This window comes from Klebsiella terrigena (assembly GCF_006539725.1).
Classification (GTDB): Bacteria; Pseudomonadota; Gammaproteobacteria; order Enterobacterales; family Enterobacteriaceae; genus Klebsiella; species Klebsiella terrigena.
On the sequence record NZ_BJNO01000024.1, the window covers coordinates 13,422 to 26,269 of the forward strand.

14 protein-coding genes are annotated in these 12,848 nt (G+C 52.9%); 13 read left to right on the top strand and 1 reads right to left on the bottom strand.

The features are described from left to right. Positions 1-3: 3 nt before the first annotated feature. Positions 4-996 (bottom strand): aspartate--ammonia ligase, encoded by a 993-nt coding sequence (gene asnA, locus RTE01_RS21540; RefSeq protein WP_041143364.1) that lies wholly within the window; start codon positions 994-996, stop codon positions 4-6. Positions 997-1,147: 151 nt separating this feature from the next. Between asnA and asnC the strand changes: the two genes are divergently transcribed. From asnC to RTE01_RS21605, 13 genes are all read left to right on the top strand, one after another. After that, on the top strand, positions 1,148-1,606 hold the full coding sequence (gene asnC / locus RTE01_RS21545; RefSeq protein ID WP_134528271.1) for a transcriptional regulator AsnC: 459 nt from the start codon (positions 1,148-1,150) through the stop codon (positions 1,604-1,606). A 91-nt stretch (positions 1,607-1,697) separates the two neighbouring features. Beyond that, positions 1,698-2,138: an FMN-binding protein MioC gene (gene mioC, locus RTE01_RS21550; RefSeq protein WP_041143362.1), complete on the top strand. Its 441-nt coding sequence runs from the start codon at positions 1,698-1,700 to the stop codon at positions 2,136-2,138. Positions 2,139-2,519: 381 nt separating this feature from the next. Continuing rightward, on the top strand, positions 2,520-4,409 hold the full coding sequence (gene mnmG / locus RTE01_RS21555; protein ID WP_115193862.1) for a tRNA uridine-5-carboxymethylaminomethyl(34) synthesis enzyme MnmG: 1,890 nt from the start codon (positions 2,520-2,522) through the stop codon (positions 4,407-4,409). A gap of 109 nt (positions 4,410-4,518) precedes the next feature. Then, a complete protein-coding gene (gene rsmG / locus RTE01_RS21560) occupies positions 4,519-5,142 on the top strand; it encodes a 16S rRNA (guanine(527)-N(7))-methyltransferase RsmG (RefSeq protein WP_041147492.1) in 624 nt (207 codons plus the stop codon). A 616-nt stretch (positions 5,143-5,758) separates the two neighbouring features. Further along, positions 5,759-6,139 (top strand): F0F1 ATP synthase subunit I, encoded by a 381-nt coding sequence (gene atpI / locus RTE01_RS21565; protein ID WP_041143360.1) that lies wholly within the window; start codon positions 5,759-5,761, stop codon positions 6,137-6,139. Positions 6,140-6,147: 8 nt separating this feature from the next. After that, on the top strand, positions 6,148-6,963 hold the full coding sequence (gene atpB, locus RTE01_RS21570) for a F0F1 ATP synthase subunit A (RefSeq protein WP_041143359.1): 816 nt from the start codon (positions 6,148-6,150) through the stop codon (positions 6,961-6,963). A gap of 47 nt (positions 6,964-7,010) precedes the next feature. Continuing rightward, positions 7,011-7,250 (top strand): F0F1 ATP synthase subunit C, encoded by a 240-nt coding sequence (gene atpE / locus RTE01_RS21575; RefSeq protein ID WP_000429386.1) that lies wholly within the window; start codon positions 7,011-7,013, stop codon positions 7,248-7,250. 54 nt (positions 7,251-7,304) lie between these two features. Next, positions 7,305-7,775, top strand: coding sequence for a F0F1 ATP synthase subunit B (atpF, locus tag RTE01_RS21580; RefSeq protein ID WP_041143358.1), 471 nt, complete (start codon positions 7,305-7,307; stop codon positions 7,773-7,775). 14 nt (positions 7,776-7,789) lie between these two features. Continuing rightward, positions 7,790-8,323 (top strand): F0F1 ATP synthase subunit delta, encoded by a 534-nt coding sequence (atpH, locus tag RTE01_RS21585; RefSeq protein WP_041143357.1) that lies wholly within the window; start codon positions 7,790-7,792, stop codon positions 8,321-8,323. A gap of 12 nt (positions 8,324-8,335) precedes the next feature. Then, entirely contained in the window at positions 8,336-9,877 is a 1,542-nt protein-coding gene (atpA, locus tag RTE01_RS21590; RefSeq protein ID WP_041143356.1) for a F0F1 ATP synthase subunit alpha, read from the top strand. Between the two features lie 50 nt (positions 9,878-9,927). Then, on the top strand, positions 9,928-10,791 hold the full coding sequence (gene atpG, locus RTE01_RS21595; protein WP_041143355.1) for a F0F1 ATP synthase subunit gamma: 864 nt from the start codon (positions 9,928-9,930) through the stop codon (positions 10,789-10,791). Between the two features lie 26 nt (positions 10,792-10,817). Then, the gene (atpD, locus tag RTE01_RS21600; RefSeq protein WP_041143354.1) at positions 10,818-12,200 is read left to right on the top strand and encodes a F0F1 ATP synthase subunit beta; all 1,383 of its coding nucleotides are present in this window, start codon (positions 10,818-10,820) and stop codon (positions 12,198-12,200) included. Positions 12,201-12,220: 20 nt separating this feature from the next. Then, entirely contained in the window at positions 12,221-12,640 is a 420-nt protein-coding gene (locus RTE01_RS21605) for a F0F1 ATP synthase subunit epsilon (RefSeq protein WP_041143353.1), read from the top strand. The last annotated feature ends 208 nt before the right edge of the window (positions 12,641-12,848 follow it).

Consider the following 12,848-nt stretch of genomic DNA (forward strand, 5'->3'; position numbering starts at 1 on the left):
GGATTAAAGCAGGGCAGCGACGCTTTCACGGACCTGTGCAGGCCATACGCCGCACTGGACCTGTCCGATGTGGTCGAGCTGCAGCAGCAGCATCGTCAAGCGCGACTGACCAATACCGCCGCCGATGGTCTGCGGCATTTCGCCGCGCAGCAGCGCCTGGTGCCACTCCAGCTTCAGGCGATCTTCATCACCGGTGATCGCCAGCTGACGCTTCAGGGCCTCGGCATCGACGCGGATCCCCATAGAAGAGAGCTCGAAGGCATCTTCCAGAACCGGGTTCCACACCAGAATATCGCCGTTCAGGCCGGCAAAGCCTTCGGCAACCTCTGTGCTCCAGTCATCATAATCCGGTGCACGCACGTCGTGGCGCTGGCCATCGGTCAGCTTGCCGCCAATCCCGATAAGAAATACGGCGCCCAGCTCTTTGGCAATCGCCCGCTCGCGCCCTTTAGCGTCGAGATCCGGGTAGCGGCTCAGCAGATCCTGGCTATGAACAAACTGGATCCGTTCCGGCAGGAACGGCGTCAGGCCAAACTCTTTGCTGACGGCCGCTTCGGTCGCTTTGATCCCGGCATAGATGGCTTCTACGGTGGATTTCAGCGTCCCGTCGTGGCGCTCATCATCGCCCATCACGCGCTCCCAGTCCCACTGGTCAACGTAAACGGAGTGGATGGCGGTCAGACGGTCTTCATCGGGGCGAAGGGCCTTCATGTGCGTGTACAGCCCTTCGCCCGCGCTGAAGTCGTGTTGCCCCAGCGTTTGACGCTTCCATTTAGCCAGTGAGTGAACGACTTCAAACTGGGCATCCGGCAGCGTTTTCACTTTTACCTGAACCGCCTTCTCGCAGCCAGACAGGTTGTCCTGAGTCCCGTCCCCTACGCGGCTTAAAATGGGAGCCTGGACTTCGATCAGGCCCAGTTTGTCTTCCAGCTGGCGGGAAAAGTGAGACTTAACGAAGCTGATCTGGCGTTGTTTTGCGATGTATGCGGTTTTCATTTTTATGACTCCTGCGTCCTGTTGCTATTGATTAAGCAACAAACCAGGGCATCAATTCAATAATCAAACAACAAAAAGGCCAATACACTTTTGATTCATTAAAATATATGGCTAATATAGAAAGAATCATCAAACATCATAAGAAAAACCAATGGAAAATTATCAGATCGACAATCTGGACCGCGGCATCCTTGAAGCGTTAATGGCCAATGCGCGCACCGCCTACGCCGAACTGGCCAAACAGTTCGGCGTCAGCCCGGGGACTATCCACGTGCGCGTGGAGAAGATGAAGCAGGCGGGCATTATTACCGGCGCGCGGATCGACGTGAATCCGAAGCAGCTCGGCTACGACGTGTGCTGCTTTATCGGCATTATCCTGAAAAGCGCTAAAGACTACCCTTCGGCGCTGGCCCGGCTCAAGAGCCTGGATGAGGTGACCGAGGCCTACTACACCACCGGCCACTACAGCATCTTTATTAAAGTGATGTGCCGCTCGATCGACGCCCTTCAGCAGGTACTTATCAACAAGATCCAAACAATCGATGAAATTCAGTCCACCGAGACGCTGATCTCCCTGCAAAACCCGATTATGCGTACCATCCGCCCGTGATCGGGCTTTTTTAATCCCACATTTTCCACAGGTAGATCCCAGCTCACACACAGCGTACAATGTGCCACACTGAATAAATGAGCGGACGATCATGGCAGACATTACTCTTATCAGCGGCAGCACCTTAGGCAGTGCGGAATATGTAGCAGAGCATCTGGCGGAAAAGCTGGAAGAAGCGGGCTACAGCAGCGAAATCCAGCACGGGCCGCTGATTGAGGATCTGCCGACGGACGGGATCTGGCTGGTTATCTCCTCAACGCACGGTGCCGGCGATATTCCTGACAACCTGCTGCCTTTCTATGAGGCGCTGCAGGAGCAGAAGGCGGACCTTTCAGGCGTACGCTTTGGCTCAGTCGGGATCGGCAGTCGTGAATATGACACCTTCTGCGGCGCAATCGACAAGATTGACGATGCCTTAAAGGCATGCGGAGCCAAACAGATCGGCGAAACGCTGAAGATTAATGTCCTCGATCATGAGATTCCGGAAGATCCGGCCGAGATTTGGCTGGGATCCTGGAAAAATTTGATCTAATTTTTGTAAAGATCGCCCGATCATCTGTGGATAACTATGCTTAAAACCACTGATCAACCGGTAGTTATCCAAGGCATAAGCGTTGCCTGCTTTTTGAGCTGTGCATAACCCTTCATTTTGATCCCAGCTTATACGGAACAGGATCACCGATCATTCACAGAAAGTGATCCTCCTTAACCGATTGATCTTAAAACGCGGATCCGGCTTATCCACAGAAAGGTCCGATCCTAATAAGAGATCACAATAAAACAGATCTCTAAATAAAAGATCTTCTTTTAAATACTCAAGATCCCGGAGCTTTCTCGGAAGTCGAAAGTTGAGTAGAATCCACGGCCCGGGCTTCAATCCATTTTCAAACCGCTTTATGCGAGGCATACCACCATGTTTTATCAGGATCCTTTTGACGTCATCATCATTGGCGGGGGTCATGCAGGCACTGAGGCCGCAATGGCCGCAGCGCGTATGGGTCAGCAGACCCTGCTTTTGACACACAATATCGACACTCTGGGGCAGATGAGCTGCAACCCGGCGATTGGCGGCATTGGGAAAGGACACCTGGTAAAAGAAGTGGATGCTCTTGGCGGCCTGATGGCGAAAGCGATCGACCATGCGGGCATTCAGTTTAGGATACTAAACGCCAGCAAAGGCCCGGCGGTGCGCGCCACTCGCGCTCAGGCAGACCGCGTGCTCTACCGCCAGGCGGTACGGACGGCGCTGGAGAACCAGCCCAATCTGATGATCTTCCAGCAGGCGGTTGAGGATCTGATTGTCGAAAACGATCGCGTTGTCGGCGCAGTGACCCAGATGGGGCTGAAGTTCCGCGCCAAAGCGGTTGTCCTGACCGTCGGAACCTTCCTCGACGGCAAGATCCACATCGGGCTGGATAACTACAGCGGCGGTCGTGCAGGCGATCCGCCGGCGATCTCGCTCTCCCGCCGCTTACGCGAACTGCCGCTGCGCGTCAGCCGTTTGAAAACCGGTACTCCGCCGCGTATTGACGCGCGCACCATCGATTTCAGCGTCCTGGCACAGCAGCATGGCGATGACCCGATGCCGGTATTCTCGTTCATGGGATCCGCGGATCAGCATCCGCGTCAGGTTCCGTGCTACATCACGCACACCAACGAGAAAACGCACGACGTTATCCGCAATAACCTCGATCGCAGCCCGATGTACGCCGGGGTGATTGAAGGGATCGGCCCGCGTTACTGCCCGTCGATCGAAGATAAGGTGATGCGCTTTGCCGATCGCAACCAGCATCAGATCTTCCTCGAGCCGGAAGGACTGACCTCCAACGAAATTTATCCGAACGGTATCTCCACCAGCCTGCCGTTCGATGTCCAGATGCAAATTGTTCGCTCAATGCAGGGTATGGAAAACGCCAAAATCGTCCGCCCGGGCTACGCCATTGAGTATGATTTCTTCGATCCGCGCGACCTGAAGCCGACGCTGGAAAGCAAATATATCCAGGGCCTGTTCTTCGCCGGCCAGATTAACGGCACCACCGGCTACGAAGAAGCCGCGGCCCAGGGCCTGCTTGCCGGTCTGAACGCCGGTCGCTTCTCTGCAGAAAAAGAGGGCTGGGCGCCAGGTCGCTCTCAGGCCTACCTTGGCGTACTGGTGGACGATCTGTGCACCCTCGGTACCAAAGAACCGTACCGCATGTTTACCTCCCGCGCGGAGTATCGCCTGATGCTGCGCGAAGATAACGCCGATCTGCGCCTGACCGAACAGGGTCGCGAGCTGGGTCTGGTGGATGACGAGCGCTGGGCGCGCTTCAATCAGAAGCTGGAAAGCATCGAACTTGAGCGTCAGCGGCTGAAAACGAGCTGGGTCAACCCGCAGGCCGCAAGCGTCGAAGAAGTGAATGCTCACCTCACCGCGCCGCTCTCACGCGAAGCCAGCGGCGAGGATCTGCTCCGTCGTCCGGAGATGACCTATCAACAGCTGGTGCAGCTGTCGCCTTTCGCGCCAGGTCTGCAGGACCCGCAGGCGGCTGAGCAGGTTGAGATCCAGGTTAAGTATGAAGGCTATATCGCTCGTCAGCAGGATGAGATCGAAAGACACCAGCGCAATGAAAACACCTTGCTGCCTGCTACGCTTGATTATCGCCAGGTCATTGGGCTCTCCAATGAGGTGATTGCCAAGCTGAACGATCATAAGCCGTCTTCAATCGGTCAGGCATCGCGCATTTCTGGCGTGACGCCTGCGGCGATCTCCATTCTGCTGGTCTGGCTGAAAAAGCAGGGGATGCTGCGCCGCAGCGCCTGATCCTCAGACAGGTTTTTTGGCGGATAGCGTCCCGTTTTCCGCCTCGTTGTTCATCAGCCCGGTAAGCGTTTTCGCCTCCGGGCTCATTATTTTTAGACAGGTACCGACCGTGCTCAACAAACTTTCTCGTCTACTGGATGAAGCGGCTATTACGCTCACCGATCATCAGAAAAATCAGCTGGTAGCGTATGTTGGACTGCTGGATAAGTGGAACAAAGCCTACAACCTGACCTCCGTTCGCGACCCGAATGAGATGCTGGTGCGGCATATTCTCGACAGCATTGTCGTTGCACCCTATCTTCAAGGAAGCCGTTTTATCGATGTCGGCACCGGTCCAGGGCTGCCTGGTATTCCGCTGGCCATCGTACGTCCTGAATCTCATTTCACCCTGCTGGATAGCCTTGGCAAGCGCGTGCGCTTTCTCCGTCAGGTTCAGCATGAGCTAAAGCTTGAGAACGTGACGCCGGTGCAGAGTAGGGTAGAAGCGTTCCCGGCCGAGCCGCCGTTTGATGGCGTGATTAGCCGCGCGTTCGCCTCGCTGAACGATATGGTGAGCTGGTGCCACCATTTGCCGGCAGAAGAGGGGCGTTTTTACGCGCTTAAGGGCGTGGCTCAGGAAGAGGAGCTCACCGATTTGCCTGCCGGATACGCGGTGAGCGAGGTGATTAAACTGCGTGTCCCCCAGCTGGAAGGGGAGCGTCACCTGGTGGTTATTAAATCAAAAAAGATTTAATTTTTACCAAAAAATGTGGAAAAAATGTCACCTGCGGATGTTACAAAAATGAAGGTAACGCCGGGGTATTATCGGGGGGCATTTAACCATATTTTCACTATGGTTTTTCTGGCGGTTAACGTTTGCTGATTCATTTACCAGAACAATAGTCAACTTTGAAAATATCAGCCCGCTACAAATCAAGGCGCTGAACAGGCATATAGTTGTTAAATATTTATTATAAATGTCAATAAAACGTTTTTAATGTATGTAGGGTTGTTTTAGAAAAAGTCCCTGATTTTTATGTTGAATATCAAAAGGATGAAAAGTCATGATTTATGAACAGAATTAATTCAACCGAACCCTAAATGTTTATAATGTGATCTAATGCACGCTTTATAGGCTGTGTTTTCTCGGTATTTGCAGTTTTGCATGATCGCTCACAGATTGGCAAAATGCAGGAAAAGTTGCCTGTCAGAAAATAATTAAACATTTATTCACTATTTTGCTACTTATTGTTTGAATTCACGGGTTGTCACCGTATAATTTGTCCGCTTTTTGATGCTTGACTCTTCGCCTCAAAGGACGTTTTATACGACACGCGACATACCTCGAAGGGAGCAGGAGTAAAAACGTGATGTCTGTGTCGCTCTTGAGTCGAAACGTTGCTCGTAAGCTTCTGTTTATTCAGTTACTGGCAGTAATAGCAAGTGGACTGCTGTTCAGCCTCAAAGACCCCTTCTGGGGCATCTCCGCAATATGCGGAGGTTTGGCGGTCGTTGTGCCAAACATAATGTTTATGATTTTTGCCTGGCGTCATCAGGCGCATACACCAGCTAAAGGCCGAATGGCCTGGACCTTCGCTATCGGTGAAGCTTCCAAGGTGTTGCTGACCTTCGCGCTCCTCGTGATGGCGCTGGCCGTTTTCAAAGTGGTATTTTTACCGCTGATCGTGACGTGGGTTTTGGTGCTGGTGGTACAAATTCTGGCACCAGCTGTAATTAACAACAAAGGGTAAAAGGCATCATGGCTGCAGAAAATATGACGCCGCAGGAATACATAGGACACCATCTGAATAACCTTCAGCTGGACCTGCGTACTTTCTCGCTGGTGGATCCGCACAACCCCCCGGCCACCTTCTGGACGCTCAACATTGACTCCATGTTCTTCTCAGTGGTGCTCGGTCTGTTGTTCCTTACCATTTTCCGTAGCGTTGCGAAGAAAGCGACCAGCGGAGTACCGGGTAAACTCCAGACGGCTATCGAGATGACCATTGGCTTCGTCCATGGCAGCGTTAAAGATATGTATCATGGCAAGAGCAAGCTGATTGCTCCGCTGGCCCTCACCGTGTTCGTCTGGGTATTCCTGATGAACCTGATGGACCTGCTGCCAATCGACCTGATTCCTTATATCGGTGAACACATTTTCGGCCTGCCTGCACTGCGCGTGGTTCCGTCTGCGGACGTTAACATCACCCTGTCGATGGCGCTTGGCGTGTTTATCCTGATTCTTTTCTACAGCATCAAAATGAAAGGCGTGGGTGGGTTCGTTAAAGAACTGACGCTGCAGCCGTTCAATCACTGGGCGTTCATTCCTGTCAACTTAATCCTTGAAGGGGTAAGCCTGCTGTCCAAACCTGTATCACTGGGTCTGCGACTGTTCGGCAACATGTATGCCGGTGAGCTGATTTTCATTCTGATTGCTGGTCTGTTGCCGTGGTGGTCACAGTGGATTCTGAATGTGCCATGGGCCATTTTCCACATCCTGATTATTACGCTGCAAGCCTTCATCTTCATGGTTCTGACGATCGTCTATCTGTCGATGGCATCCGAAGAGCATTGATTTTTACCAACATACTACGTTTTTATTGAAATAAACTGGAGACTGTCATGGAAAACCTGAATATGGATCTGCTGTACATGGCTGCCGCTGTGATGATGGGTCTGGCGGCGATCGGTGCTGCGATCGGTATCGGCATCCTCGGGGGCAAATTCCTGGAAGGCGCAGCGCGTCAACCGGATCTGATTCCTCTGCTGCGTACTCAGTTCTTTATCGTTATGGGTCTGGTGGATGCTATCCCGATGATCGCTGTAGGTCTGGGTCTGTACGTGATGTTTGCTGTCGCGTAGTAAGTTGTACGTAAGAAACCTAAGCCACAGAGTTAATTTAAGAGGTATTGTGCTGTGAACATGAACGCAACAATCCTCGGCCAGGCCATCGCGTTTGTTCTTTTCGTATGGTTCTGCATGAAGTACGTATGGCCGCCTTTAATGGCTGCCATCGAAAAGCGGCAGAAAGAGATTTCTGACGGCTTAGCTTCTGCAGAACGCGCTAAGAAGGATTTGGACCTTGCACAGGCCAACGCGACCGACCAGCTGAAAAAAGCGAAAGCGGAAGCCCAGGTAATCATCGAGCAGGCAAACAAGCGTCGCGCTCAGATTCTGGATGAAACTAAAGCTGAAGCAGAACAGGAACGCACCAAAATCGTCGCACAGGCGCAGGCTGAAATTGATGCCGAACGTAAACGTGCGCGTGAGGAGCTGCGTAAGCAGGTCGCAATCCTGGCTGTTGCTGGCGCCGAGAAGATCATCGAACGTTCCGTGGATGAAGCTGCTAACAGCGACATCGTGGATAAACTTGTCGCTGAACTGTAAGGAGGGAGGGGCTGATGTCTGAATTTGTAACGGTAGCTCGCCCCTACGCCAAAGCAGCTTTTGACTTTGCCGTTGAACACAAAGGTGTTGAGCGCTGGCAGGATATGCTGGCGTTTGCCGCTGAAGTGACTAAAAACGAACAAATGGCAGAGCTTCTGTCCGGTGCTCTGGCGCCGGAAACGCTCTCTGAAGCGTTCATCGCGATCTGCGGCGAGCAGCTGGACGACAGCGGCCAGAACCTGATTCGGGTTATGGCTGAAAACGGTCGTCTGAAGGTGCTCCCGGATGTTCTTGAGCAGTTCATTCACCTGCGCGCTGCCAGTGAGGCAACCGCAGAGGTAGATGTTATTTCTGCCACCCAACTGAGTGAAGAACAGCTCGCGAAGATTGCCGACGCGATGGAAAAACGTTTGTCACGCAAAGTTAAGCTGAATTGCAAAATCGATAAGTCTGTACTGGCAGGTGTTATCATCCGTGCGGGTGATATGGTCATTGATGGCAGCGTACGCGGCCGTCTTGATCGCCTTGCAGACGTCTTGCAGTCTTAAGGGGACTGGAGCATGCAACTGAATTCCACCGAAATCAGCGAACTGATCAAGCAGCGCATTGCTCAGTTCAATGTTGTGAGCGAGGCTCACAACGAAGGTACTATCGTTTCCGTCAGTGACGGTGTTATCCGCATCCACGGCCTGGCCGATTGTATGCAGGGTGAGATGATCTCTCTGCCGGGTAACCGTTTCGCTATCGCCCTGAACCTGGAGCGCGACTCCGTAGGTGCGGTAGTGATGGGTCCGTATGCTGACCTTGCCGAAGGCATGAAGGTTAAGTGTACTGGCCGTATCCTGGAAGTTCCTGTCGGTCGTGGCCTGCTGGGCCGCGTGGTGAACACCCTGGGTGCACCAATTGACGGTAAAGGTCCGGTTGAACACGATGGCTTCTCGCCAATCGAAGTTATCGCACCGGGCGTAATCGAACGTCAGTCCGTCGACCAGCCGGTACAGACCGGTTATAAATCCGTCGATGCAATGATCCCAATCGGCCGTGGCCAGCGTGAGCTGATCATCGGTGACCGTCAGACCGGTAAAACCGCGATGGCAATCGATGCGATCATCAACCAGCGTGATTCCGGCATTAAGTGCGTCTACGTGGCTATCGGCCAGAAAGCGTCCACCATCTCTAACGTGGTACGTAAACTGGAAGAACACGGCGCGCTGTCCAACACCATCGTTGTTGTGGCGACCGCTTCTGAATCCGCTGCGCTGCAGTACCTGGCTCCGTATGCCGGTTGCGCAATGGGCGAATACTTCCGCGACCGCGGCGAAGATGCGCTGATCGTATACGATGACCTGTCTAAACAGGCCGTTGCTTACCGTCAGGTGTCCCTGCTGCTCCGCCGTCCGCCAGGACGTGAAGCATTCCCAGGCGACGTGTTCTACCTCCACTCCCGTCTGCTGGAGCGCGCATCCCGCGTTAACGCTGAATACGTTGAGAACTTCACCAAAGGTGAAGTGAAAGGTAAAACAGGTTCCCTGACCGCGCTGCCGATTATCGAAACTCAGGCTGGTGACGTTTCCGCATTCGTTCCGACTAACGTAATTTCCATTACCGATGGTCAGATCTTCCTGGAAACCAACCTGTTTAACTCCGGTATTCGTCCGGCGGTCAACCCGGGTATCTCCGTATCCCGTGTTGGTGGTGCTGCTCAGACCAAGATCATCAAGAAACTGTCCGGTGGTATTCGTACCGCTCTGGCACAGTATCGTGAACTGGCTGCGTTCTCTCAGTTCGCATCCGATCTGGATGAAGCAACCCGTAAACAGCTGAGCCATGGTCAGAAAGTAACCGAGCTGCTGAAACAGAAACAGTATGCTCCGATGTCTGTAGCACAGCAGGGCCTGGTTCTGTTTGCTGCGGAACGCGGTTACCTCGAAGATGTGGAACTGGCGAAAATCGGTAGCTTCGAAGCCGCTCTGCTGGCTTACGTTGACCGTGACCACGCTCCGCTGATGCAAGAGATTAACCAGACCGGTGGCTATAACGACGAGATCGAAGGCAAGCTGAAAGGCATCCTCGACTCCTTCAAAGCAACCCAGTCCTGGTAAAGTCTGGCGGCTTGTCTTAGGGCAAGCCGCACGGCATTGAGGAGAAGTTCATGGCCGGCGCAAAAGAGATACGTAGTAAGATCGCAAGCGTCCAGAACACGCAGAAGATCACTAAAGCGATGGAAATGGTCGCCGCTTCCAAAATGCGTAAATCGCAGGATCGCATGGCGGCCAGCCGTCCTTATGCAGAGACCATGCGCAAAGTGATTGGTCACCTTGCGAACGGTAATCTGGAATATAAGCACCCTTACCTGGAAGAACGCGACGTTAAGCGCGTAGGCTACCTGGTGGTGTCGACCGACCGTGGTCTGTGCGGTGGCTTGAACATTAACCTGTTCAAAAAACTGCTGGCGGATATGAAAGTCTGGTCCGATAAAGGCGTTCAGTGCGATATCGCAATGATCGGCTCTAAAGGCGTTTCTTTCTTTAATTCCGTGGGCGGCAATATTGTCGCTCAGGTGACCGGCATGGGTGATAACCCGTCCCTGTCCGAACTGATCGGTCCGGTAAAAGTGATGTTGCAGGCCTATGATGAAGGCCGTCTGGACAAGCTGTACGTTGTCAGCAACAAATTTATTAATACCATGTCTCAGGCTCCGACCATTACTCAGCTGCTGCCGTTACCGGCGTCAGACGATGCTGATCTGAAGCGTAAATCCTGGGATTACCTGTATGAGCCAGACCCAAAAGCGCTGCTGGATACCCTCCTGCGTCGCTACGTTGAGTCTCAGGTTTATCAGGGCGTGGTAGAAAACCTGGCCAGCGAGCAGGCCGCACGTATGGTGGCGATGAAAGCCGCTACCGATAATGGCGGCAGCCTGATTAAAGAGCTGCAGTTGGTATACAACAAAGCTCGTCAGGCCAGCATTACTCAGGAACTCACCGAAATCGTCGGTGGTGCATCCGCGGTATAACCAGGTTAATTCGTAGAGGATTCAAGATGGCTACTGGAAAAATTGTCCAGGTAATCGGCGCCGTGGTTGACGTCGAATTCCCTCAGGATGCCGTACCGCGCGTGTACGATGCTCTTGAGGTACAAAATGGTAACGAGAGTCTGGTGCTGGAAGTTCAGCAGCAGCTCGGCGGTGGTATCGTACGTGCTATCGCCATGGGTTCTTCTGACGGTCTGCGTCGTGGTCTGGAAGTTAAAGACCTCGAGCACCCGATCGAAGTCCCGGTTGGTAAAGCAACGCTGGGTCGTATCATGAACGTGCTGGGTCAGCCGATCGATATGAAAGGCGACATCGGTGAAGAAGACCGTTGGGCTATCCACCGCGCAGCACCTTCCTACGAAGAGCTGTCAAGCTCTCAGGAACTGCTGGAAACCGGTATCAAAGTAATCGACCTGATGTGTCCGTTCGCTAAGGGCGGTAAAGTCGGTCTGTTCGGTGGTGCGGGCGTTGGTAAAACCGTAAACATGATGGAGCTGATCCGTAACATCGCGATCGAGCACTCCGGTTACTCTGTGTTTGCGGGCGTAGGTGAACGTACTCGTGAGGGTAACGACTTCTACCACGAGATGACTGACTCCAACGTTCTGGATAAAGTATCCCTGGTTTACGGCCAGATGAACGAGCCGCCGGGAAACCGTCTGCGCGTTGCGCTGACCGGTCTGACCATGGCTGAGAAATTCCGTGACGAAGGTCGTGACGTACTGCTGTTCGTCGATAACATCTATCGTTATACCCTGGCCGGTACAGAAGTATCCGCGCTGCTGGGTCGTATGCCTTCAGCGGTAGGTTATCAGCCGACTCTGGCGGAAGAGATGGGCGTTCTGCAGGAACGTATCACCTCCACCAAAACCGGTTCTATCACTTCCGTGCAGGCGGTATACGTCCCTGCGGATGACTTGACTGACCCATCCCCAGCAACCACCTTTGCTCACTTAGATGCAACCGTGGTACTGAGCCGTCAGATCGCGTCTCTGGGTATCTACCCGGCCGTTGACCCGCTGGACTCCACCAGCCGTCAGCTGGATCCGCTGGTTGTTGGTCAGGAACACTACGACACCGCGCGTGGCGTACAGTCTCTGCTGCAACGTTATCAGGAACTGAAAGACATCATCGCCATCCTCGGTATGGATGAGCTGTCTGAAGAAGATAAACTGGTGGTAGCTCGCGCGCGTAAGATCCAGCGCTTCCTGTCCCAGCCGTTCTTCGTGGCAGAAGTATTTACCGGTTCTCCGGGCAAATACGTCTCCCTGAAAGACACCATCCGTGGCTTTAAAGGCATCATGGAAGGCGAATACGATCACCTGCCGGAGCAGGCGTTCTACATGGTTGGTTCCATCGACGAAGCCGTGGAAAAAGCCAAAAAACTTTAACGCCTTAATCGGAGGGTGATATGGCAATGACTTACCACCTGGACGTCGTCAGCGCAGAGAAGCAAATGTTCTCTGGTCTGGTCGAGAAAATCCAGGTAACGGGTAGTGAAGGTGAGCTGGGTATTTTCCCGGGTCACGCACCGCTGCTCACCGCCATTAAGCCTGGTATGATTCGCATCGTTAAACAGCACGGTCATGAAGAGTTTATCTATCTGTCCGGCGGCATTCTTGAAGTGCAGCCTGGCAGCGTGACCGTACTGGCTGATACGGCAATTCGTGGCCAGGATCTCGACGAAGCACGAGCCCTGGAATCGAAGCGTAAAGCGGAAGAGCACATTAACAGCTCTCACGGCGACGTAGATTACGCTCAGGCGTCTGCGGAACTGGCCAAAGCGATCGCCAAACTGCGCGTTATCGAATTGACCAAAAAAGCGATGTAACACCGGCTTGAAAGTTAAAAGGCCAGTCTGGTTTCCAGGCTGGCTTTTTTATGGTTTCGTTTCAGTAATTTCAAAACTAAAAAGACATTTTAAAAATTTTGTGATGATGATCGCGTTTTTGTTGATCGCTCAAAAAATGAGGTGTAGACTTCTTTTTGTGATGTGCATCACAAAAAATAATTTATCAAAACGTCTCTCTATTCAGGAA

Bases quoted from the DNA above. Each gene is read 5' to 3' on its own strand.
- atpB (WP_041143359.1), top strand. From the start codon at position 6,148: ATGGCTGCAGAAAATATGACGCCGCAGGAATACATAGGACACCATCTG.
- asnC (WP_134528271.1), top strand. From the start codon at position 1,148: ATGGAAAATTATCAGATCGACAATCTGGACCGCGGCATCCTTGAAGCG.
- atpI (WP_041143360.1), top strand. From the start codon at position 5,759: ATGTCTGTGTCGCTCTTGAGTCGAAACGTTGCTCGTAAGCTTCTGTTT.
- RTE01_RS21605 (WP_041143353.1), top strand. From the start codon at position 12,221: ATGGCAATGACTTACCACCTGGACGTCGTCAGCGCAGAGAAGCAAATG.
- atpD (WP_041143354.1), top strand. From the start codon at position 10,818: ATGGCTACTGGAAAAATTGTCCAGGTAATCGGCGCCGTGGTTGACGTC.
- atpH (WP_041143357.1), top strand. From the start codon at position 7,790: ATGTCTGAATTTGTAACGGTAGCTCGCCCCTACGCCAAAGCAGCTTTT.
- atpG (WP_041143355.1), top strand. From the start codon at position 9,928: ATGGCCGGCGCAAAAGAGATACGTAGTAAGATCGCAAGCGTCCAGAAC.
- mnmG (WP_115193862.1), top strand. From the start codon at position 2,520: ATGTTTTATCAGGATCCTTTTGACGTCATCATCATTGGCGGGGGTCAT.
- asnA (WP_041143364.1), bottom strand. From the start codon at position 996: ATGAAAACCGCATACATCGCAAAACAACGCCAGATCAGCTTCGTTAAG.
- mioC (WP_041143362.1), top strand. From the start codon at position 1,698: ATGGCAGACATTACTCTTATCAGCGGCAGCACCTTAGGCAGTGCGGAA.
- atpA (WP_041143356.1), top strand. From the start codon at position 8,336: ATGCAACTGAATTCCACCGAAATCAGCGAACTGATCAAGCAGCGCATT.
- atpE (WP_000429386.1), top strand. From the start codon at position 7,011: ATGGAAAACCTGAATATGGATCTGCTGTACATGGCTGCCGCTGTGATG.